This is a genomic window from Nocardia sp. NPDC023852, assembly GCF_040639505.1.
Lineage (GTDB): Bacteria > Actinomycetota > Actinomycetes > Mycobacteriales > Mycobacteriaceae > Nocardia.
Genome location: NZ_JBFAAB010000001.1, coordinates 1 through 22,588, shown reverse-complemented (window position 1 = coordinate 22,588; position 22,588 = coordinate 1). Strand labels below are relative to the sequence as shown.

Sequence of the window (22,588 nt, the reverse complement as noted above, 5' to 3'; positions counted from 1 at the left end):
GCTCTCCTCCCTAACGGCTGACGGCCGGAACCGGCACGGCGTCGATCAGCGCCCGCGTGTACTCGTGCTTCGGCTTCGCGAAGATCTGTTCCGCGGCGCCGTATTCGACGATCTGACCGCGGTACATGACGGCGATCTCGTGCGCGAGGTTGCGCACCACGGACAGGTCGTGGGAGACGAACAGGTACGACAACGCGCGCTCGGCTTGCAAGTCGCGCAACAGGTTCAGCACACCGGCCTGGATCGACACGTCCAGCGAGGACACCGGCTCGTCCAGCACGAGCAGCTCCGGATCCAGCGCGAGGGCGCGGGCGATGCTGATGCGCTGCTTCTGCCCACCGGAGAAGTCGGCGGGGTAGCGGTCGGCATGTTCGGAACGCAGGCCGACCTGTTCCAGCAATTGCGGTACCCGGCGGGCGATCTCGGTGCGCGGGCGGCCGTCGATGCGCAACGGTTCGGCGACGGCGTCGAAGATCGGCAGGCGTGGGTCCAGCGAGGCGGTGGGGTCCTGGAAGACGATCTGCATCTTCCTCCGGATCTCGCGCCTGCGCGCCTTGCTCAGCGTCGCGACGTCGCTGCCCATGATCTCGATGGCCCCGGACTGCGGGCGGATCAGATCGAGAATCTGGGTGAGTGTGGTGGATTTGCCGGAGCCGGACTCACCCACCAGCGCAAGGGTGCGACCGGCCCGCACTTCGAAGCTGATCCCATCGACCGCCCTGATCTCGCCCTTGCGGCGGCGCAGCACCACGCCCGAGGTGATCGGGAAGGTCTTCACCAGGTTGGAAACCCGCAGCACCACCTCCGATTCCGCCTCCGGCTCGGCCTCCGGTTCGGTGACCTCACTGCGGTAGGCCTCGAACAACGCGTCCGTGCCGACCTCGGCGGTGCGGATGCAGGCGGCCGCATGCCCAGGGTCGGTCTTCTCCAGCGGCGGTTCGGCGGCCAGGCAGTCGTCGATCGCGATCGGGCAGCGCGGCGCGAACGAGCAGCCAGGCGGCAGCGCGTGCATAGCGGGCGGCGCGCCGACGATCGGAATCAGCGGTCGGCGCGGGGGACCATCCATGCGTGGGATCGAGCCGAGCAGCCCCACGGTGTACGGCATCCGTGGTGCGCTGAACAGCTCTGTGGTGGCGGCGGTTTCGACGATCTTGCCCGCGTACATCACCGCGACGCGGTCGGCGAGGGTGGCGGCGATACCCATGTCATGGGTGATCATGATGACGCCCGCTCCGGTGATGTCGCGCGCCTTGCGCAGCAGGTTCAGGATCTGCTTCTGCACCGTCACGTCGAGCGCTGTGGTCGGCTCGTCACAGATGATCAGCGCCGGATCATTGGCGATCGCCATGGCGATGACCACGCGCTGGCGCTGGCCGCCGGAGAACTCGTGCGGGAATGCCTTTGCCCGCATCTCCGGGTCGGGGATGCCGACCAAGTCGAGCAGCTCCACCGCCCGCTTCGCGGCCTCGGCCTTGCCCATCGCGCCGTGCGCCAGCAGAGCTTCCGCGATCTGATCTCCCACCCGGTAGACCGGCGTGAGCGCGGACAGCGGGTCCTGGAAAACCATGCTGATGGCACTACCACGCAGCTTGGACAACGGGCGGTCGCCGAGCCCGAGCAGCTCGCGACCCTGGAACCGGATAGAGCCGTTGACGCGAGCCTGCTCAGGCAGCAGGCCCATCACCGCCAGCGAGGACACCGACTTACCTGAACCGGATTCACCGACGACGGCCAGCACCTCGCCGTCGGACACGTTGTAGGTGACGCCGCGGACCGCGTCGATCCGGCCCTCCTCGCTGGGAAAGGAGACGTGCAGATCCGTGATCTCCAGCAGCGGTGTCGTCGAGTTCTTCTCGCCCATGACTTTCTCGGTTGCGCCTGCGCCCGTCATGCGGTGTCCTTTCTCGCATGGGTCATGCGTGCGCCTTCTTCTTCGACCGAGCCCGCTTGGCTCCGGGATCGAACGCGTCGCGCAGGCCGTCGCCGACCAGGTTCGCGCACAGCACCGTGACGATCAGCAGGCCACCCGCGAACAGGAACAGCCACGGATAGGTCAGCGCCGACTTGGTGCCCGCCGCGATCAGCGAGCCGAGCGACACATCCGGCGGCTGCACACCGAAACCGAGGAAGCTCAGCCCGGTTTCGGCCATGATCGCCGAGCCGACGGTGAGCGTGGTGTCGATGATCAGGATCGAGGCGATGTTCGGGATGATGTGGCTCAGGATCACCGTGCGGGTCGGTGCGCCCATGTACCGTGCGGCCCTGACGAATTCGCGGTCACGCAAGCTGAGCGTCAGCCCGCGCACGATGCGCGCGGAAATCATCCAGCCGAAGCAGGCCAACAGGACGATCAGCAGCAGAATGGATCCGCTGCCCTTGGTGCGCGGCGCGAACAGCGCGATGATGATGAAGCTCGGCACCACGAGCAGCAGGTCGACCAGCCACATGATGGCGCGGTCGGTCCAGCCGCCGAGCAGCCCGGCCACCGAGCCGGCGGTGGCCGCGATGGCGGTGGAGAACAGGGCGACGCAGACACCGATGACCAGCGACTTCTGCAGGCCACGCAAGGTCTGCGCGAGCACGTCCTGGCCGATCTGGGTGGTGCCGAAGGGGTGCTCGAGGCTCGGCGGTTTCAGCAGCGCTGTGTAGTCCAACTGCTGGTAGTCGTAGGTCAGGAACGGCGGGAGCGCGAAGCTCGCGACGAACAGCGCGATCAGTATCAACGCGCCGGCGATGGCGGACTTGTTGCGCAGGAAACGTCGCCAGACCAGCTTGCGCCGCCCGGTACCGGTGACCTCGGGCGCACCTTGGACGATGATTTCGGCTTCGGTCACGACTCCGCCTCGCTAGCGCTCGGCTCCACCGTGACCGGCGGTGCTGTGTTGATGGTTCGCTCGCTGCGCTCACTCACGACTCCGCCTCGCTAGCGCTCGGCTCCACCGTGACCGGCGGTGCTGTGTTGATGGTTCGCTCGCTCACGACACACGCACCCTGGGGTCGAGAATCGCGTACACGATGTCGGAGAGCAGGCCCGACACCAGCACAACCAGGCCGGCGAACGCAGTCACCGTCACCACTACGTACAGGTCCTGGGCATTGATCGAGTCGACCAGCCATTCGCCGACGCCGTGCCAGCCGAAGATCTTCTCGGTGAACGTGGCGCCGGTGATCAAGCCGCCGAGGCTGTAGGCGAACAGCGTCGCCATCGGGATCAGGGCGGTGCGCAGGCCGTGCTTGTACAACGCCTTGCTGCGGGTCAGGCCCTTTGCGCGGGCGGTGCGGATGAAATCGCTCTGCAGTACGTCGAGCATGGCGTTGCGCTGGTAGCGGCTGTAGCCGGCCATGCCGCCGAGGGCGAGGCCCGCCGTGGGCAGAATCAGGTGCTGGACGCGGTCGAGCAGCTGCGGCCAGAAACCGTCGATCCTGCTCGCCGATGTCTCGCCGGTATAGAGGAAGATCTGCGAGCCGGTGAGCGAATTGATCTCCAGCGCACCGTATTTCAGCAGCGTAGCGAGCAAGAACACCGGCGTGCTCAGCACGAGCAGCGACACCACCGTCGTGAAGTAGTCGCTGAACTTGTATTGCCGGATCGCCCCCGCCGCGCCGATCAAGACGCCGAGCACCGTGCCGACCAGCGAACCGACGATCAGCAGTCGCAGACTCACCGCGACCCGCCGCGGCAGCTCCTCGCTCACCGGTTGGCCCGCCAGCGTGTTGCCGAAATCGCCGTGTGGGATGCCTTTGATCCAGGTGAGGTAGCGCTGCGGGATGGGATCGTCGAGGTGCAACTCCTCGGCCTTGGCGTCGATCACTGCCTGTGGCGGTCGCGGGTTGCGTTGTTCGAGACTGTCCAGGGGCCGGAACGTCAGTGACGCCAGGCTGAACGTCAGGAACGAAGCCAGCAGCAACAGCACGACATAGTTGAGCGCGCGTCGTAGCAGGAAGCCGGTCATCAGTCCTCTGGTCTTTCGGCTGGCGGGCCAGCGTCGGTATTGCCCCCCGATCATAAGGATGCGGGTGCGTACGCGTGTGGCACGCGGTGTTCGGGCATGTCCGCATCGGTCCGGCGGTGAGCCGGGCGGCCGGGCCGTCCGGCAGGATGGAATAGGTGACGCTCTTGCACCTGCCCAAGCCGAAGATGGTGGCCACCGATGTGGACGGGACGCTCATCGATCACGATGAGCGGGTCACCGCGCGGACCAGGGCGGCCGTGGACGCGCTGATCACCGACGGGGTGCCTTTCGTGCTCGCCACCGGGCGTCCGCCGCGCTGGATCGACCCGGTGGTCGACGGGCTGGGGTACGCGCCGCTGTGCGTGTGCGGCAACGGCGCGGTGATCTACGACAGCGCCGCCGATCGGGTGCTGGCCAGCATGACACTGGACGTGGCGACGCTCGGCTGGCTGGCGGACCTGGCCGAACGGGCGTTGCCCGGCTGTGGTCTCGCGGCCGAACGGGTCGGTGCGAGCGCGCACGACGCGGTGACGCCGCAGTTCGTCAGCTCGCCGCAATACGAGCACGCCTGGCTCAATCCCGACGACACTTCTGTCGCCCGCGAGGAAGTCATCGACGCTCCCGCCATCAAGATGCTGGTCCGCCTACCGGGTGCGCGTAGCTCCGACATGCGTACCGTGCTCGCGCCGCTGATCGGGGAGCGCGCCGACATCACTTACTCGACCGAGCACGGGCTCATCGAACTCTCCGCACCAGGCATCAGCAAGGCTTCGGGTCTCGCGGTGGTCGCGCAGCGGCTCGGCGTGGCGGCGGACACCATCATCGCATTCGGCGATATGCCCAACGACGTCCCCATGCTCACCATGGCGGGCCACGGCGTCGCGATGCGCAACGCCCACCCCGAAGCTCTCGCCGCCGCCGACGAGGTCGCCGAATCCAACTCCGACGACGGTGTGGCCCGGGTGCTCGAACGTTGGTGGGTCTGAATATTCCGATGGTCGGCGTGCGGGACGGAACCTGGACGGTCTTCTCGAGGTCGGTCGATGTTGTGGCAGAAGTGTTCGGAGCCCGCGCGCTTGGTTGGCGGCGGGCTCCGAAGAGGGTGGCGCTGTACGGGTTCGGTATTCAGCCCTCCGGGGATGAGGACGGGGCGTGCTCACCAGCGGGTGCCGGGGTACCCACCGAGGCGATAGCAGCGGGCGCAGGGCCTGCGGGTGTCTGGACATCCCGGGTTGAGCCGACGGGTGCTTCGGCACGGTTCTGCGCGGGGGTGCCCGCGTGCGCCTGCGGGGGGCCTGCGGGTGACTGGGCGCTGTCGGAGGCCTGGTTGTCCGGGACTGAGCCGGCAGGTGCTTCGGCACGGTTGGGGGCGGGTGTGCCTGCGTGCGCCGACGCGGGGCCGGCGAATGACTGGCCACCGCCCGTAGTCGCGTTGCCATCCGGAGCTGCGTCGACTGTGGAGGCAGGGTCGCCCCCGGCGGCAGTGCGGGCTCGGGCCACGTCCGCGGCCGGAATGCCTGCGGGAGCGGGACCTGCCACCGCACCGTTCCGGCTGCGGCTCATCTCCTGCTGGTAGGTGTCGTTGTAGGTCTTCCAGACCGTGGTGACGATGCCGGTGGGCTGGTTGAGAATCAGTGAGCCGTACTGGAAGTCGGCGCGCTGACCGTCCGGGACCGGGTAGGCGTTCGTCGTCGGGAGACCGAGGATGCCCGCGTCGGCGCCGAGCTGGAGGAAACGGTCCAGGATGGCGCCGAGCACCTCGACGACACGCCCGTTCGGTGCGGTGTAGACATAGCCGTTGGTGAATTTGGCGTATTGCTGGCCCTGCGCCGCGGGGAGCACGTCCGACTGCGCGACGCCGAGCGGACCGTCCGGGCCACCGGTCGCCGACCAGTGCCTGGCGATGATGTTCTCCTGCACCATGTTCAGCAACTTGGTGGTCAGCGCGGTGAGGGCCGCCAGATCGGTGTGGCTGTGCGGCGGGATCTGGTTGTTCGGCCCGGACGTACCCGGGGTGCCGGCCGCGAGGTCGCGGATCCGGTCCATCAGTGCGTATGCCGCGTCGCCGGGGCAGCTGGTGTTGCCCACGTCGCGGTGCGCGAAGACGACCGGCAGCCGCACGGCCTCACCCTGCGCGTAGGGGGTGAACTGGGTGCCCTCCGAGTACATCGTGGTGTAGCCCTTGGGATCCAGCCCCGCGACTTTGGTGCGCCAGCCGATGAACTGGCCGATCGCAGTGAGCGATTCGTTCGTGGGCTGCTCGGATTCGTAGTTGCCCATCAGCGCGACACCGGAGGTGTTCTCGTTGAACCCGCCCGCGTGTGCGCCTTGCACTGGGCGGTCGAGCCCACCGAAGCGGCCCTCGAAGATCTGGCCGTACCTGTCGATGAGCGCGTTGTAGCCGATGTCGCACCAGCCGAGCGTTTTCGCGTGGTAGGTGTAGATCGCGCGGACGATGCCCGCGGACTCGGATTTGCTGTAGTCGTTGCGACCGGCGGTGTGGTGGACGGTGACGCCGCCGAGATCATCGTCGTAGGTCGGCTCGTCGCAGCGGATCGATTCGTCGGCGCCCCATTGGGCACGGGTGATCACGTTCGGCCCGCTGCCGGGCAGCGCTGCGGACACATTGTCGAGCGAGCTGTCGATGGCGCCGCGCCCCGGATCTATGAGCACGGCGGTCAGCGCGTCGGCGGACTGCTGCGCCGAGTCGTCCGAACGCCGGGCCGGCTGCGTGAGGGGTGTGGGGGTCTGCCGCTCGGTCGGCTTGCGGGTCACCAGAACCTGCACAGCGTTCGTATTGCCCACGTAGATCGGCTCGGTGCCGCCGACGGCGCCCTTACCGGAGCGGTCGGTGCGGTGGGTGTCGACCGGCTCGGTGTCGTACCAGGGGCCCCAGGTGCCGTCGGGTTGCCGAGCGCGGATCGTCGCCTTGGTGTTGCCCAACTCTTTGGCGGTGAGCGCGACCATGCTGAACGGGATGTCTCTGGAAAGTTCTTTCACCTGAGCGCCGAGCTGAGTCATCAGTTCGGGCGGCACGGCGCCGGGTGACAGCGCGGGGGTGTCAGGGGTGGTGCCCGGCTCCAGCTGGCTGGGATCGGCGATGAAACGAACGCCTTCCCGGGCCTGTTCGGGAATCGAATTCTGACTGTTGGGCATCGGACGCGAAGGAATATTCCGGCCGGAGGCTTGGCCGAAATTCAGATGGGGTAGTGGAATTTCTTCGGGTAACTGCACGCCGGGCGGTAGCGGGAGTCCTTGCGGAACCGGGATGGACGACGGAATCGGCAGCATGCGCAGATCGGAAAGATGTAGATCAGGCAGGTCGAGTCCGGTCAGTTCGCGCAGCGGCAGCACGATGTCGGGCGTGTTGTTGAGCACGACCTCGGCGAGTTGGGCGGGCACGGCGGCCAGGTTCTCGTCGGTGGCGGTGCGGTACTCGGTCGAATCACCGAGCGTGAGCGCGCCGAGCGGCGCTGCTACCGCCAGGGTGGTGACAACCGGGAGCACGTAGGAGCGTTTCGGTTTGCGGTACCGCACGAGCGTCTCCAATCAGGTCGAACCAATGATCATGAGCAGAATCAGAGTTGCTTCCTGACGTATCAACAATCACAATAGCCACAATTGTCACATCGCTAAACCTCTGGTTGAGGATTATGATTGCTCGAATGTAGCTCTCGTGTTGCGACCGGCTAGTTCGACATGCCGACAGGTGCCGAATCGACCGGTCCCGGAAAGTGGGAGTGCACCGATGCGACGAACGTGGAACCGGAATGAGCAAGCCGAACGCCCGCTATCGAGGCAACGGCGGCGGGCCCGTGCCCAACAGATTTCCTCGCTGCGCCCTGTGTTGGTCGCCAATGCGACCGTGCTGGTGGGCATCGCGTCCGTCCTGTGGGGCTGGTGGGGCGACGAGCCCTACCGCACCGTGGCCGGACCGGGCCACGGACGCGGTATGAGCCAGGTCGGCGCCTTCGAGAGCGCACGCGAGGGGTGGGGCGCGGAAAGAATCCTCGCGCACTACTACCCCGGCGCCGCTCTGGGCGCCATACCGCCCAACGCCGTCCGGGTCCGTCTAGTGGAGCAGGACGACTCCTCGCTGGATGTCTATGCCGACGCCGGTCTCCGGGTGGCGGGCCGCGAACTCGCGCCGGATCAGGCCGCGCATCTGACCCCGCTGCCCGACGGCCGCGCGAACGTGGTCGTGACGATGGGCTGCGACGGCGACGTGCTGTGGCAGACCGCGACCGCCGACCCGTGGGCATATCCGGTCGATGCCGGTCCGAATCGCCCGGCCGCGGAACATCTCACGCTGTGTGGCGGGCCGGCCTATCGGGGCGCGCTCGGCGTGGCCACCGAGGACGGCGAAGCCCGCACGATCAACCAGGTGGATGTCGAGGACTATGTGCTCGGCGTTGTCCCGGCCGAGGTGCAGGCCGATTGGGCGGACAAGGGCGCGGCCGAGGCGCTGCGGGCGCAGGCGATCGCGGCGCGCTCGTACACCCTCGCCGAGCGGCGGTATCCGTACGCGCAGACCTGCGACACCACCGACTGTCAGGTCTATCCAGGCACCGCGAAGGAGGATCCGCGGGCGACCGCGGCAGTGGCCGCCACCGCGGGCATGGTCCTGCTGCGCGACGGGCGGATCCTTCGATCGGAGTACTCCGCCGCACCCGATGGCGGGAAGCCCGCGGACATCTCCACCTTCGATGTGGGCCCAGCGCCCAGTGACCTGTTCGCCACCGCCGCGCCCGAGGAGCCGCGCACGCAAGCGCCGATCATCGAGTCGATGATCGATGCCGAGTACCGGCGGATCGGCGGCGCGAACAGTGCGGTCGGGCAGCCGATCGGACCGGAGATGATCCTGCCGCAGCAGGCGGGAACCTACCGGCACTACACCAACGGCGTCATCATCGCGACGCCGACGCTCGGCGCGCGGGTGGTCGACTTCACGACATTGCTGCAGATGGTGCCGGACCCGGACGGGACCCAAGTTCCGCCCGGCTCCCTTGCGTCACCTGCTGGTTCGGTTCCACCGACCGGTGGGGTGCCGTCGACCGGTGCGGTCCCGCCGGTTGGTGCGGTTCCGCCGGTTGGTGCGGTTCCACCCGCTGGGCGGGTGTCGCCTGCCGGTGTGCCCCCTGCTGGTTCGGCCCCGCCTGGTGGTTCGGTTACGCAAGGTGCCGCGATGCCGCCCGACGGCGTGGGTTCGCCGGTTGGTGGGGTGCCGCCGGTTGGTGCGGTTCCGCCGGTTGGTGCGGTCCCACCTACTCCTTCGATGCCGCCTGCTGGTTCGCCCCCTGCTGGTCCGGTCCAGCCCGGTGGTCCGGTTATTCGAGGTGGCGCGATTCCGCCTGACGGCACGGCTTCGCCGAGTACCGCGCGGCCGACGCCCGCCAGTTCCATCGGACCCGCCCACCACCCCTGACACCTGGCGGACGAGTGGCACATCACGGAGGCGTCTCTCGACGTTTGCCGCAGCGATGTGCCACTCATCGCAAGAAAGTCAGGGCGGCGTGTTGCCCCAGCGGCAGGCGAGGGTGCGCAGCGGGTCCGCCAGTGCTGCGGGCGGCGTCGGTGAGCGGGACTCGGATTGTCCTGCGGTCCCGCGTGCACGGCCTGCGCTCGACGGGGCCTTCGGCCTCGAGCCGGTCGATCCGGTGGTGATCGCGCTCGAGGTCACCATGGCGACCTCGAGCAGCGCGCCCGCGGTGTGCCCGTCGGCGCCGCCGGAGCACCGCGGCGCGTGGGCAGCACGTCGAATTCCCAGCGAACTTGCGAAGCCTGGGGACTTGTTCGGCTAGCCGACACCGTGCTCGGCCAGACAGTCGGGGCCCTGAAGGTGCCGGCCCACACCCGCGCCTTTCCGGTCGGGGTGATCGCTGACATCCGAAGAATAGAGGTTGACCTTGACGTAGCGTCAACTTGCATGCTGATTGCACCGACGAGAGCAGAAGGGAGAACACGGTCATGGCGACGGACACCGGAGAATGGTCCATTCAGGATTTGGCGAAGGCGGCCGGTACCACGAGTCGCACGCTGCGCCACTACGGGCAGCTCGGGCTGCTGCCGCCCAGCCGGGTCGGCGCCAACGGCTACCGCTACTACGACCAGGGCTCCCTCGTGCGGTTGCAACGCATCCTGCTGCTGCGGGAACTCGGCCTCGGCCTTCCGGTCATCGCCGAAGTCCTTGCCGGCGAACAGGATACCGCTGCCGCGTTGCGCACACACCTGGAACTGCTTCGGCAGGAACAGGATCGGATCCGGCGTCGGATCGAGTCGGTCCACATCACGCTGCAGAAGACAGAAAGAGGTGAACAACTCATGGCAGCAGAAGTTTTCGACGGCTTCGATCACACCGAATACAAGGACGAGGTGATCGAACGCTGGGGCAAGGAAGCCTACGAGAGCGGAGACCGCTGGTGGCGCTCGATCTCCGACACGGACAAGAAGGCGTTCCAGCAGGCCCATCTCGACATCGCCGCCGACTACGGCCGGGCGCACGCCGCCGGGCTCGCGCCCGACAGCGACGAGGTGCAAGCCATTGCCCAGCGCCACCACGACTGGATCGGGATCGGCTGGCAGGGTCGCCCGGTGGTCAAGGAGGCCTTCGTCGGCCTCGGCGAGATGTACGTCGCCGACCCGCGATTCGCGGCCAACTACGACGTGCACGGGGCAGGCACCACGGAGTTCGTGCGAGACGCGATGAAGGTCTACGCCGAGCGGCAACTCTAGAACGCACCTGGCCGACGGCCGGTACGCAGAGGATGCGTACCGGCCGTCGGCCATTCCGCACCCGGATCGGCTCGCTTTCGGCGAGCTCGCGACGAACTCGGCCGCCCCGCAAGCGCCCTCGCTTCCCGCCGCAGTGCAGCTACCATCCGCCGCCGCCATGGCCTCGCCCGCATCGGTGACATCTCGCAGGCAGACTCATCCGCTTCGACCGGTGCCCGACCGTGGCCGCCGTTACGATCGGTCATCGCCGGTGGGGTCGTGTCCGAGCGCGTGCATCAGTTGGCCTTCCGTGATCGGGGGGACCGGCAGCGGGTGGGCGGCTTCCGCGCGCAGTCCATCGAGGATCAGGGCGAGGTTGCGGCGCCAGGCCCCGGGAGCGATATGGGTGGTGGCCTCGACGATTCGGGTGTGCGACCAGGTGATGAAGGCGATGTCCTCGAGCACCCAGTCGGCGCGTAGTGCGCCGGCTTCCTGTGCCCGGGTGATGATCCGGCGCATCAGGCCGTGGCCGTGTTCCTGCGCCTTTGCGATGGCGCGGCTGGGGGCAGCGCGAACGGCGAGCTCGCCGAGCAGGCGGTCGTCCGCCTGCAGCGCGCAGACCTGCTCGACGAGGTAGGCGAACGAATCCCACGGGTCGTCGATGGCCAACGCCGCCTCGGCGATGCGGCTTCCGGCTTCGATCCGGTCCTCCACCGCGGCCGCGATGAGGTCGTCGCGGGTGGGAAAACGGTTGTAGAGCGTGCCGATGGCGACGCCCGCGCGGGCGGCGATCTCCTTCAGGGGCGCATCCAGGCCGCGTTCCTCGAAGACGGCGCGGGCGGCGGTCACGAGCGCGTCCCGGTTGCGCTGGGCGTCGCTGCGTAACGGCTTGTCCACGGGCCGATCCTACAAATCGGCTGCTCGAAATATGTTGAGCATACGTTCAAGTTAATGCTACCGTGGCTCGGAAACTTGAACTATGTCTCAACTTAATCGGGAGTGGAAATGTCCAAAACCATTGCGATCTTCGGATGCGGTCCCGGTCTCGGCGTCGGTACGGGGCGGAGATTCGGGCGCGAAGGGTTCCGGGTGGCCGTCATCGGGCGCGACCCCGACCGGGCGCGGCGGCATGCGGACAGGCTGACAGCCGAGGGTATCGAGGCCGCCGCCTTTCCCGCCGACGTCACCGACGCGGCGCAGATCGCATGCGCGATCGAGAAGATCGAGGCAAGCTTCGGCCCGATCGAGGTCGCGATGCACGGCGCGGCGGGCGAGATGACCGACCGCATCCCGTCCACGCTGGACGTGGACGTCCCCGATCTCGCTGTTCCCATCGCGCTGAAGCTGCACTCGCCGATCCTCATGACCAGGGCGCTCGCCCCGAGCATGATCGAAAGGGGCCAGGGTTCACTCCTGTTCTCCTCAGGTGTGTCCGATCGCCGCCCGCTGCCTTACCTGTCCAACTTCGGCATCGCCCTCGCCGCGCAGCGCGGCTACATTCGCCAGCTCGAGGTCGAACTACGTGGCACCGGCGTCTACGTCGGGCTGCTCAATATCGGCGTGCTGATCGGCGGTAGCAAGGCGGAGCGGATCGTCGACGAGCACCCGGAACTGATTCCCGGAGCAGTCGAGATCGCCAGGATGGGCCATGACGAGCTGGGCGACTACTACTGGCGGATGTACACCGAGCGGGACCACGTCGAGCTCGACGTCGGCTTCCCGGACTGAACCCGTCCGCTGAACCGCAGCCCGTGGATACCGACGAACGGTTGGGTCAGTCGTCCGTGCCCTGGTCAGCGCGATTCCCCGGGTCTTCGGGCACCGCTGCCCACACCGGCCTACGGTCCGGTGGCGGCGTGCGAGCCGAATTTCGCGATCCGCACCCGTAACCGACCATAGCGATCCGGTCGGCGCTGGTGGCATGATCGCGCCCCTGCTCGAATCCGGGACCGGCAGCGAACTCGACGTGCGATCAGTTGGGGCGAGTAGTAAACCGCCGCTCACTGGCGGGTTGGTACCGTTTGGGCAAACATCCGGCGAAGTTCGGATGTCCCCGGCGCGAAACCGTCCGCCGGAGCAGCGCAGCCCAGTGCCGCACCCGACTCCACCCGGACGCGGCGGAGACTTCCGATACTCTGGGCTCCCGTGACCGTCGCATCGTCCCCGGGTAACTCCGTCAATTCCGCCTCACAGTTCGATCTGATCGTCGTCGGCTCCGGATTCTTCGGGCTGACCGTTGCCGAACGCGCCGCCACGGTGCTGGGTAAACGGGTGTTAGTGATCGATCGTCGCCATCACATCGGCGGTAACGCGTATTCCGAGCCGGATCCGGAAACCGGGATCGAGATCCACAAGTACGGCGCACACCTGTTCCACACCTCCAACAAGCGCGTGTGGGATTACGTCACCCAGTTCACCGAGTTCACCGGGTACCAGCATCGCGTCTTCGCGATGCACAAGGGGCAGGCCTACCAGTTCCCGATGGGGCTCGGTCTGGTCTCCCAGTTCTTCGGCCGCTACTTCTCACCGGAAGAGGCGCGCAAGCTGATCGCCGAGCAGGCCTCGGAGATCGAGACCAAGGACGCGCAGAACCTCGAGGAGAAGGCCATCTCGCTCATCGGCCGCCCGCTGTACGAGGCGTTCGTGCGCGACTACACCGCCAAGCAGTGGCAGACCGATCCGAAGGAACTGCCCGCGGGCAACATCACCCGCCTCCCGGTGCGCTACACCTTCGACAACCGCTACTTCAACGACAGCTACGAGGGCCTGCCCCGCGAGGGTTACACGAAGTGGCTGGAGAACATGGCCGCCTCCGAGCTGATCGAGGTGCGGCTGAATACCGACTGGTTCGAGGTGCGTGACCAGTTGCGCGCCGAGAGCCCGGAGGCACCGGTCGTCTACACCGGCCCGCTGGATCGCTACTTCGACTACAGCGAGGGCGAGCTGGGCTGGCGCACCATCGATTTCGAGACCGAGGTGCTGCCGACCGGCGACTTCCAGGGCACCTCGGTGATGAACTACAACGACGCGGACGTGCCCTACACCCGCGTCATCGAGCCGCGCCACTTCCACCCCGAACGCGACTACCCGACCGACAAGACAGTGATCATGCGGGAGTACTCGCGGTTCGCGCAGACCGGTGACGAACCGTACTACCCGATCAACACCCCTGAGGACCGGGCCAAGCTGCTGGCTTACCGCGACCTGGCCAAGAACGAGACCGCGACGGCGAAGGTCGTTTTCGGCGGTCGCCTCGGCACGTACCAGTACCTGGACATGCACATGGCGATCGGCAGCGCGCTGAGCACGTTCGACAATGTGCTGCGGCCGCACCTGGAAGATGGAGCGCCGCTCGTGGACGACCAGGAGGCCAGATGAGTCACCGGACGATGAGCCGCACGCACCGATCCCTGCGCACCGAAGCCGTCCGGGTGCGGGCATCCCGCAACAATGCAGGAGCAGAATGACCTCCCAATCCATCTTGGAAGACATGACCATCGAAACCCGCGCGGCCTCGCTGCTGCAGCGCATCATCCTGCCCCGGCCGGGTGAGCCGCTGGACGTGCGAACCCTCTACGTCGAGGAGTCGGCGACCAACGCCCGGCGCGCGCATGCCACCACCCGCACATCGCTGTCGATCGGTGCGGAATCCGAGGTCTCGTTCTGCACCTACTTCAACGCGCTGCCCGCGAGCTATTGGCGGCGCTGGAGCATCCTCGATTCGGTCGTGCTCCGGCTGGAACTGGCCGGACACGGACGCGTGGACGTGTACCGGTCCAAGGCCGACGGCTCGCGAATCCACGTGCAGGGCAAGGAGTTCGCGGTCGAGGCGGGCACCGACTCGGTTGTCGTCGAGTTCGAGGCCGACCTCGGCCCATTCGAGGACGGCGGCTGGATCTGGTTCGACATCACCACCGACACGGCGGTCACGCTGCTGTCCGGCGGCTGGTACGCGCCGGTCGAGGCGCCAGGCGAAGGCAGCATCGCGGTCGGCATGCCCACCTTCAACCGGCCCACCGACGCGGTGAAAACCCTTGCCGCCCTTGGCTCGGACCCGCTGGTGCTGGAGAAGATCAAGGCCGTGATCATCCCGGACCAGGGCACCAAAAAGGTGGTCGACGAGCCCGGCTTCGCGGAATCGTCCGCGGCGCTCGGTGATCGGCTGGCGATCTGCAACCAGCCCAACCTCGGCGGTTCCGGGGGCTACAGCAGGGTCATGTACGAGGCACTGAAGATCACCGACGCCGAGTACATCGTCTACATGGACGACGACATCGAGATCGAGCCGGACTCGATCCTGCGCGCACTGGCCTTCGCCCGGTTCGCGAAGTCGCCGTTGCTGGTCGGCGGACAGATGCTCAACCTGCAGGAGCGTTCGCACCTGCACGTCATGGGCGAGGTCGTCGACCGCGGCATCTTCATGTGGACCGCCGCGCCGAATGTCGAGTACGACCACGACTTCTCGAAGTACCCGCTCAAGGACCGGGACAACTCCAAGCTGCTGCACCGGCGCATCGACGTCGACTTCAACGGCTGGTGGACCTGCGTCATCCCACGCCGGGTCGCGGAGGAACTCGGCCAGCCCCTTCCGCTGTTCCTGAAATGGGATGACGCCGAGTACGGCCTGCGCGCCCGCGCCGCCGGGTACCCGACCGTCACCCTGCCCGGCGCCGCCGTCTGGCACATGGCCTGGAGCGACAAGGATGACGCCATCGACTGGCAGGCGTACTTCCACCTGCGTAACCGGTTGGTGGTCGCCTCGTTGCATCTGCCTGGCAACGGGCGCGGGATGGTCGTCAACACGATCAAGGCGACCTTGAAACACTTACTGTGCCTGGAGTATTCGACGGTTGCGATCCAGAACCTGGCCATCCGCGACTTCCTCGCGGGCCCTGAACGGCTGTTCCAGCTGCTGCCGAGCGCGCTCGGCGCGGTGCACGAACTACGCAAGCAGTACCCGGATGCGGTGATCCTGCCTTCCTCCACCGAACTGCCACTGGCCAGCCACATCGGCGTCGGTGCGGTCGGCGAGCCGGCCAACCCGATCGCCAAGGTGGTCCGGCTGGCCAAAGGCGTGGTGCACAACTTCCGCTCGGCGCACACCGAACACCATGAGACCCCGCAGCTGAACGTGCCGACGCTGGACGCGCGCTGGTTCCTGCTCTCGCAGGTCGACGGCGTCACTGTCACCACGGCGGACGGCCGGGGCGTGGTCTACCGCAAGCGCGATCCGCGCCAAGCGCTCGGCCTGTTCAAGGAGGCAATGCGCCTGCGCAAAGAGCTGGCCGCTCGCTTCCCGGAGATGCAGCAGCGCTACCGTGCCGCACACCCGCAGCTGACCAGCACGGCGGCCTGGGAGAAGGTCTTCGGCATCGGCGACGACACGAAGGGTGGACAGCGGTGAGCTTCGGAGCGAACGCAGCCGACGGCGCGGCGGTGGTCCGGCCACAGCAGAGTGCGAACGGCCACGGCGGCCCGATCTCCGCGGAACCGGCGGCGGACAAGCCGGCGCCGCCGGAGGTCGCGGTCATCAACGCCGTGCAGGCCACCCTCGGCAGCAAGCCCGCGGTGGTTGCCGCAGCGCGTGGCATGTCGCACTTCGGTGAGCACGCGCTCGGTTGGGTCGGCATCGCCGCCGCGGGCTGGCTGGTGGACAAGCCGCGGCGTAGGCAGTGGGCCGGGGTCGCGGTCGGTGCGGTCGGTGCGCACGCGGCCTCGATCGTCATCAAGCGCATCGTCCGGCGGCCTCGCCCGAACGATCCGTCGGTGCAGGTCAACGTGGGGACTCCGAGCAAACTGAGCTTCCCGTCCTCGCACGCGACCTCAACCACGGCGGCGGCCGTGTTGCTCGGCCGATTGACCGGGCTACCCTTGCCTGCGGTGCTCGTCCCCCCGATGCTGCTGTCCCGGGTGGTTCTCGGGGTGCACTATCCCTCCGACGTGCTCGCCGGTTCCGCGCTTGGTGCCGCGTCTGCCGCTGCCCTGCTTGCCGCCGAAAAGAGACTTGATAGTGACCGCACAAGAAAGAGCTTTGGTTGACATGAGTGAAGAGCCGACCGGCGCCGACCTAGCCGAGGCCGTCGTCAAGGGTCCGCCCAAGACGCTGGCCGGTGGTCTGTTCAAGGCTGTCCGGCCGCGGCAGTGGGTGAAGAACGTCCTGGTGCTCGCCGCGCCGCTGGCCGCCGGCACGGCTACCGAGGTGGAGGTGCTCGCGCATGTCGGCATCGCCTTCGTGGTGTTCTGTATGGCGGCCTCGGGCATCTATCTGGTCAACGACGCGCTCGACGTGGAAGCCGACCGGGCGCACCCGACCAAGCGGTTCCGGCCGATCGCTGCGGGCATCGTCCCGGTGAACCTGGCCTACCTGCTCTCGGCGGTGCTGTTGGCCGGGTCGATCGCGGGGTCGTTCCTGGCTTCGTGGCACCTGGCCGTGGTGATGACTATTTACATCGCGATCCAGTTGGCCTACTGCTTCGGCCTCAAGCACCAAGCTGTGCTGGACATCTGCATCGTGTCCTCGGGCTTCCTGCTGCGCGCGGTGGCCGGCGGCGCGGCGGCGAGCATCCCGCTCTCGCAGTGGTTCCTGCTGATCATGGCCTTCGGTTCGCTCTTCATGGCGGCGGGCAAGCGCTACGCCGAACTGCAGATCGCGCTGGGCACCGGCGCGAAGATCCGCAAGTCGCTCGAGTACTACACCCCCACCTATCTGCGCTTCATTTGGACGCTGGCCGCGACGGCGGTGGTGGTGTTCTACGGGCTGTGGGCGTTCGAGCAGGACGGCAAGAATCACACCGAATGGTTCGCCATCTCGATGATTCCGTTTACCATCGCAATCCTGCGTTACGCGGTCGACGTCGATGGTGGCGAGGCCGGTGAGCCCGAAGAGATCGCGCTGGGGGACCGTATCCTCCAGTTCCTCGCAATCGCCTGGATCGGAGCGGTAGGTGTCGCTGTCTATCTCACCTGACGAGATGCTGGTCGCGGAGCGAACGGAATACGCAGGGGAGGGGCCGGCCGATGAGCTCGCTCCCTCCGCATCGCGGTTCGCACGTCTATCCAAGCTCACGTTCGTCGGTGGGATCGCCCTCACCGTTGTCCTTTTCGCGGTCGGCGGCTGGCAGCGGCGCTGGATCGCCGATGACGGTCTCATCGTGTTGCGGACCGTACGCAATCTGCTCGCGGGCAACGGCCCCGTCTTCAACGCGGGCGAGCGCGTCGAAACCAATACCAGTACCGCATGGACCTACCTCGTCTGGTTCTTCAGCTGGCTGACCCAGGCGCGACTCGAGTATGTGGTGCTCGGCGTCGCACTGACGGTCTCGCTGGCCGCGGTGGTGTTCGCCATGGTCGGGTCGTCCCGCTTGTGGGGCGGGGCCGGTTCCGGCTTGCTGCTGCCCGCGGGGGTGCTCGTCTACATCGCGCTTCCCCCGGCCAGGGACTACGTCACCTCCGGCCTGGAGAGCGGCCTGGTGATCTGCTGGATCGGCCTGCTCTGGTGGCAGCTGATGCGGTGGAGCCAGGCGAAATCGGTTCGGTTGCCAGGTTTGCTCGGCCTGGTCTTCCTCGCCGGGCTCGCGCCGCTGATCCGTCCCGAGATGACGCTCGTCGGCGCGCTGGCGTTGCTGATGATCTTCCTGGCGCCCATGCCGGAGAGCAGGATTCGCCCGATCATGCTGCGCGCGGTGATCGTCGCGGTGGCCGGGCTGGTTCCGCTGGGCTACCAGATCTGGCGGATGGGTTACTACGGCCTGCCCTATCCGAACACCGCGGTCGCGAAGGACGCGGGCGGCGCCAAGTGGGGTCAGGGCTTCACCTATCTTTGGAATTTGGTCGGTCCTTACTTCTTGTGGATGCCGCTGCTGGTGCTGCTGATCGGCGGGGTGGTCGCGGCGCGCGCCCGTTCCCAGCGGATCAAGGCGTCGTCCGAGCACGCCGCGGACGAAGAGCGTGGTTGGTCGGTACAGCGGGTGAGGGAACGGCTGCGTTCGCCGGGCGCGGTGGTCACTCTTGTGCTGTTCAGCGGATTCATCTTGACCCTCTACGCGCTGCGCGTCGGTGGTGACTTCATGCACGGCCGTATGCTGCTTCCGCAGCTGTTCCTGCTGTTGCTTCCGGTCGCGGTGATTCCCATCCGGCTGCCCGAAGGCGGCTTGCGCGCGGCGACGGCCGCCGACTGGTCCTTCGCGGTGGTCCTGTTCGCGCTCGTGGGCACCGCGGGCTGGGCGCTGTTCGCCGCCAACACCACCGCGATCAAGACCGGCACGAAGATCACCTCGACCGGCATCGTCGACGAGCGCGTCTACTACGTGCTCAACACCGGTCACGACCATCCGATCCTGGCGGAGGATTACCTGGATTACCCACGCATCCGCGCGATGGTCGACGACATCGCGGCCACCCCGAACGGCGGGCTGCTGCTCAATTCGCCGTCCTTCATGTTCTGGTATGTCGCTCCACCGCCGCAGCCCATCCCCGTCGGCGGCGTCGGCCACTCGGTCTACTTCTTGAATCTCGGGATGACCAGCATGAACGTCCCACTGAACGTCCAGGTGATCGATCCGATGGGCCTGGCCTACCCGCTGGCCGCGCACACCGATCGGCTCACCGACGGCCGGATCGGGCACGACAAGAGCCTGTACCCGGACTGGGTCATCGTGGACACCGGCATGGTGGACAGGAAGCCGTGGATGCCCTGGTATCTGGACGAGAAGTGGGTGACCCAGGCGCGCACTGCGATGGGCTGCCCAGGCACCCAGGCGCTGATGATCTCCTACCGCGACCCGCTCACGTTCGAGCGCTTCCGGCACAATTTCCGCAATGCGGTGCGATTTGCCGAATACCGGATGGACCGGGTGCCGAAGTACGAGATTCAGCGCTGTGGGCTGGTCGATCCGTTTCCCCAACCCGTCGCGCCACGCTGATCCCGACCACACAGTCTCACCATTCACGGTGGGTCCGGCGGTTCCATTGGACGAATCCGATAAAGTGGTGTGCGCCGCTTTATCTCGTTTTGATAACGTCCAGGCATCGATGCCGCGATAGGCTGTGGCGCGTACGCCTAGCTGTGGTGTCCGCTGATCGTGGGCATCGGCGGGTCATCGTGCGGACGGCTGCCACGGTCGCCGTATAACGAAAGGTCGAAACTGATGCGAGGCGTGATCGGACGTCTGAATACTCGAAGAACAGGGGCCTGGCTCAAGCGTTCGATGCTGGTGTCCCTGGCTGTTCTGCTACCGCTCGGGGTGTCGGTGGCAGGCCCTGCCGCTCCGGCGTCCGCTGCCTTCAATCCGGACGGCTTCGACTTCTGGGTCGATTCCGAGATGGGGCCGATCAAGTCGCGTATCTTCCGCGCGGCCGACGGCAATACCGGGCGCGTCGTGTACGCGCTGGACGGCATGCGCGCGCGCAACGACCTCAGCGGCTGGGAGATCGACACCGAAGTCGCACGCGAGCTGACCAAATGGAACATCAACGTCGTCATGCCGGTCGGCGGCCCCTCCAGTTTCTACGCCGACTGGAACGCTCCGAGCGACTTCTTCGGTCTGGGCAGCGCGGGATCCTCGTCGACCGGTTCGGCGAACTCCGGCTCCGGTCTGCTGACCGGTTCCGTGGGTGGGCCGGGCAAGGCCAGTACCTACAAGTGGGAGACGTTCCTCACCACCAACCTGCGCTCGGCGCTGCGCGACCGGCTCGGGTTCAACCCGAACCGCAACGGCGTGTTCGGCCTGTCCATGGGCGGCAGCGCCGCACTGACGCTGGCCGCCTACCACCCCGACCAATTCCGTTATGCCGGTTCGTACTCCGGCTACCTGAACATCTCCGCGCCGGGCATGCGCGAGGCGCTACGCGTGGCGATGCTGGACGCGGGTGGCTACAACATCGACGCCATGGCGCCACCGTGGGGTCCGCAGTGGCTGCGGATGGATCCGTTCGTGTTCGCGCCGCAGCTGAAGGCCAACAACACCCGGCTGTGGGTCTCCGCGGGTAGCGGTCTGCCGACCGCGGCGGACGGCCTGAGCTTCAATACGGTCAACGCGATGGGTCTGGAGGCGCTGGCGCTGGCCAATACCCGTGCGTTCCAGGTCCGCATGCTGACACTTGGCGCGGGCAACATCACCTACGACTTCCCAGCCGTCGGAGTGCACAACTGGAACTACTGGGCCGACGAGGTGTACCGGATGATCCCGGATCTGTCGGCCAACATCGGCTGAGTTGTTCGGCGCCGTCCGTGAAGACCGCCCTGTGCCCTTGTGGGCTGGGGCGGTCTTTCGTATATCCGCAGTTGTTCCGGCCTTTATGGCTTGGTCGAGCCGCTGAGACTTACGCCTGCGGTGCATGCGCTTCGTCACTCGGCCCCAGACAGGCCGCGAACCTGCCGTAGGACGCTGTGCTGGTTTCGCAGCACCGCCGGCCTATGTTCCGGAGCCCTTTCGGCTTGTGGTCGAGGGATCGACAATCGGACCGACAACGTGCTCGTAAGATGCGCACCCGACGGTGTGGGGCGGTCGGTGGTTGGCGAAAGATCGTCCGGTGTGTCTTGTGTATCGGACGGTTTTCGTATTCCGCAGTCGTCCGCGACTCCGTTTACAACGAATATGAAGCGGAAAACCTGTCGGTAGTTGTGGCATGGATCACTATCCAGCAACATGTAGGCATCCGTTTCCGATTGATACACGAAGCACATGCACAGAGGTCGTTTCGTCCGTTCCTGGTGGACGTCGAGATCTCGGTGTCCGATGAGGGGGCCGGTGGGGATCGCTAGAAATTTGCCGACCCGGCCGCCTGAGCGAAAGGGTCGAGTGTGATGCACAGTGCGCGCGGGAGACGCGGGCTCGATAGGTCAAGAGGTTCGTGGCTGCGACGGTCGGCTGTCGGTATCGCAGCGGCGATGCTGCTGCCGTTCGGCGCCACCGTCATGGGCACCGGCGCCACCGCATCGGCGGCGTTCAACCCGGCGGCCTTCGACTTCTGGGTCGATTCCGGCATGGGCCCGATCAAGTCCCGGGTCCTGCGTGCCGCGGATGGCAACACCAACCGCGTTGTCTATGTACTGGATGGCCTGCGGGCCCCGGAGAACCTGAACGGCTGGGAGATCGAGACCAACATCCCCGAGGTGCTGGCCCGCCAGAACATCAACGTGGTCATGCCCGTCGGTGGCATGTCGAGCTTCTACGCCGACTGGAACGCGCCGAGCGAGTTCTTCGGCGTGCCGGCAGGCTCCGGCTCGAGCACCGGCTCCGGCGGGCTCGACGGGTTCGCCGGCGGACCGGGCAAGAGCTATCGGTACCAGTGGGAAACATTCCTGACCAACAATCTGCGCTGGGCCCTGCGCGACCGGCTCGGGTTCAACCCGAACCGCAACGGCGCCTTCGGCTTGTCCATGGGCGGCAGCGCCGCGCTGACGCTGGCCGCCTACCATCCGGACCAGTTCAGCTTCGCCGGTTCTTTCTCCGGCTACCTGAACAACTCCGCGCCGGGCATGCGTGAGGCCATTCGCGTGGCCATGATGGACGCCGGCGGCTATAACGTCGACTCGATGGCGCCGCCCTGGGGTCCGCAGTGGCTACACATGGACCCGTTCGTCTTCGCGCCCAACCTGGTCCGCAACGGCACGCGCCTGTGGATCGCCGCGGCGTCCGGTCTGCCCTCGGCCACCGACGGGCCGAGCTTCAACACCCTCAACGGAATGGAGTTGGAGGCGCTGGCGCTGGCGAACACCCGCGCGTTCCAAGTTCGGATGGCGACGTTGGGTGGCGGCAACGCCGTCTACTCCTTCCCGCCCTACGGCATCCACGCTTGGAACAACTGGTCCGACGAGGCCCTCAGGATGAGGTGGCTCTCGCTGTCGCGGACGAGATCGAGATCCCGCGCCGGTTGTATGGCACGCAGGTGCGGATGAAAGCCAAACCGGTGGCGGTCGGTGT

The 22,588-nt window shown here is 66.9% G+C and carries 17 protein-coding genes; 12 read left to right on the top strand and 5 right to left on the bottom strand.

Features of this window, described 5'->3' with window-relative positions; translation table 11 throughout:
- Positions 1 to 10: 10 nt before the first annotated feature.
- From AB0H00_RS00085 to AB0H00_RS00075, 3 genes are all read right to left on the bottom strand, one after another.
- Positions 11 to 1,891 (bottom strand): ABC transporter ATP-binding protein, encoded by a 1,881-nt coding sequence (locus AB0H00_RS00085; RefSeq protein WP_357258343.1) that lies wholly within the window; start codon positions 1,889 to 1,891, stop codon positions 11 to 13.
- A 22-nt stretch (positions 1,892 to 1,913) separates the two neighbouring features.
- Positions 1,914 to 2,834, bottom strand: coding sequence for an ABC transporter permease (locus tag AB0H00_RS00080; RefSeq protein ID WP_357258340.1), 921 nt, complete (start codon positions 2,832 to 2,834; stop codon positions 1,914 to 1,916).
- A gap of 141 nt (positions 2,835 to 2,975) precedes the next feature.
- Positions 2,976 to 3,953: an ABC transporter permease gene (locus AB0H00_RS00075; protein WP_357258337.1), complete on the bottom strand. Its 978-nt coding sequence runs from the start codon at positions 3,951 to 3,953 to the stop codon at positions 2,976 to 2,978.
- A 164-nt stretch (positions 3,954 to 4,117) separates the two neighbouring features.
- Here AB0H00_RS00075 and AB0H00_RS00070 point away from each other — a divergent pair, with 164 nt between their 5' ends.
- The gene (locus AB0H00_RS00070; protein WP_357260293.1) at positions 4,118 to 4,939 is read left to right on the top strand and encodes an HAD family hydrolase; all 822 of its coding nucleotides are present in this window, start codon (positions 4,118 to 4,120) and stop codon (positions 4,937 to 4,939) included.
- Between the two features lie 139 nt (positions 4,940 to 5,078).
- On the opposite strand, the gene AB0H00_RS00065 is transcribed toward AB0H00_RS00070, so the two are convergent.
- On the bottom strand, positions 5,079 to 7,490 hold the full coding sequence (locus AB0H00_RS00065) for an N-acetylmuramoyl-L-alanine amidase (protein ID WP_357258334.1): 2,412 nt from the start codon (positions 7,488 to 7,490) through the stop codon (positions 5,079 to 5,081).
- 211 nt (positions 7,491 to 7,701) lie between these two features.
- On the opposite strand from AB0H00_RS00065, the gene AB0H00_RS00060 reads away from it, so the two are divergent.
- The 3 genes from AB0H00_RS00060 (at position 7,702) to AB0H00_RS00050 (ending at position 10,685) form a co-directional block, all read left to right on the top strand.
- Positions 7,702 to 9,378 carry a SpoIID/LytB domain-containing protein gene (locus AB0H00_RS00060; protein WP_357258331.1) on the top strand — a complete coding sequence of 559 codons (1,677 nt, stop codon included), beginning with the start codon at positions 7,702 to 7,704 and terminating at the stop codon, positions 9,376 to 9,378.
- Positions 9,379 to 9,466: 88 nt separating this feature from the next.
- Entirely contained in the window at positions 9,467 to 9,754 is a 288-nt protein-coding gene (locus AB0H00_RS00055; protein WP_357258328.1) for a hypothetical protein, read from the top strand.
- Positions 9,755 to 9,920: 166 nt separating this feature from the next.
- Complete coding sequence (locus AB0H00_RS00050; protein WP_357258325.1) at positions 9,921 to 10,685, top strand: MerR family transcriptional regulator; 765 nt, start codon at positions 9,921 to 9,923, stop codon at positions 10,683 to 10,685.
- 231 nt (positions 10,686 to 10,916) lie between these two features.
- Here the strand turns inward: AB0H00_RS00050 and AB0H00_RS00045 are convergent, their stop codons facing one another.
- The gene (locus tag AB0H00_RS00045; protein ID WP_357258322.1) at positions 10,917 to 11,561 is read right to left on the bottom strand and encodes a helix-turn-helix domain-containing protein; all 645 of its coding nucleotides are present in this window, start codon (positions 11,559 to 11,561) and stop codon (positions 10,917 to 10,919) included.
- A gap of 108 nt (positions 11,562 to 11,669) precedes the next feature.
- On the opposite strand from AB0H00_RS00045, the gene AB0H00_RS00040 reads away from it, so the two are divergent.
- The 8 genes from AB0H00_RS00040 (at position 11,670) to AB0H00_RS00005 (ending at position 22,563) form a co-directional block, all read left to right on the top strand.
- Positions 11,670 to 12,392, top strand: a complete 723-nt coding sequence (locus AB0H00_RS00040; RefSeq protein ID WP_357258319.1) for an SDR family oxidoreductase — start codon at positions 11,670 to 11,672, stop codon at positions 12,390 to 12,392.
- A 417-nt stretch (positions 12,393 to 12,809) separates the two neighbouring features.
- A complete protein-coding gene (gene glf, locus AB0H00_RS00035) occupies positions 12,810 to 14,042 on the top strand; it encodes a UDP-galactopyranose mutase (RefSeq protein ID WP_357258316.1) in 1,233 nt (410 codons plus the stop codon).
- An 85-nt stretch (positions 14,043 to 14,127) separates the two neighbouring features.
- Entirely contained in the window at positions 14,128 to 16,068 is a 1,941-nt protein-coding gene (locus AB0H00_RS00030) for a glycosyltransferase (protein WP_357258313.1), read from the top strand.
- A gap of 74 nt (positions 16,069 to 16,142) precedes the next feature.
- The gene (locus AB0H00_RS00025) at positions 16,143 to 16,703 is read left to right on the top strand and encodes a phosphatase PAP2 family protein (protein ID WP_357260290.1); all 561 of its coding nucleotides are present in this window, start codon (positions 16,143 to 16,145) and stop codon (positions 16,701 to 16,703) included.
- A 1-nt stretch (position 16,704) separates the two neighbouring features.
- The gene (locus AB0H00_RS00020) at positions 16,705 to 17,631 is read left to right on the top strand and encodes a decaprenyl-phosphate phosphoribosyltransferase (protein WP_357258310.1); all 927 of its coding nucleotides are present in this window, start codon (positions 16,705 to 16,707) and stop codon (positions 17,629 to 17,631) included.
- Between the two features lie 4 nt (positions 17,632 to 17,635).
- Positions 17,636 to 19,585, top strand: a complete 1,950-nt coding sequence (gene zomB, locus AB0H00_RS00015; RefSeq protein ID WP_357260287.1) for a flagellar motor control protein ZomB — start codon at positions 17,636 to 17,638, stop codon at positions 19,583 to 19,585.
- 225 nt (positions 19,586 to 19,810) lie between these two features.
- Positions 19,811 to 20,875, top strand: coding sequence for an alpha/beta hydrolase family protein (locus AB0H00_RS00010; protein WP_357258307.1), 1,065 nt, complete (start codon positions 19,811 to 19,813; stop codon positions 20,873 to 20,875).
- Positions 20,876 to 21,468: 593 nt separating this feature from the next.
- Positions 21,469 to 22,563, top strand: a complete 1,095-nt coding sequence (locus tag AB0H00_RS00005; protein ID WP_357260284.1) for an alpha/beta hydrolase family protein — start codon at positions 21,469 to 21,471, stop codon at positions 22,561 to 22,563.
- Positions 22,564 to 22,588: the final 25 nt, after the last annotated feature.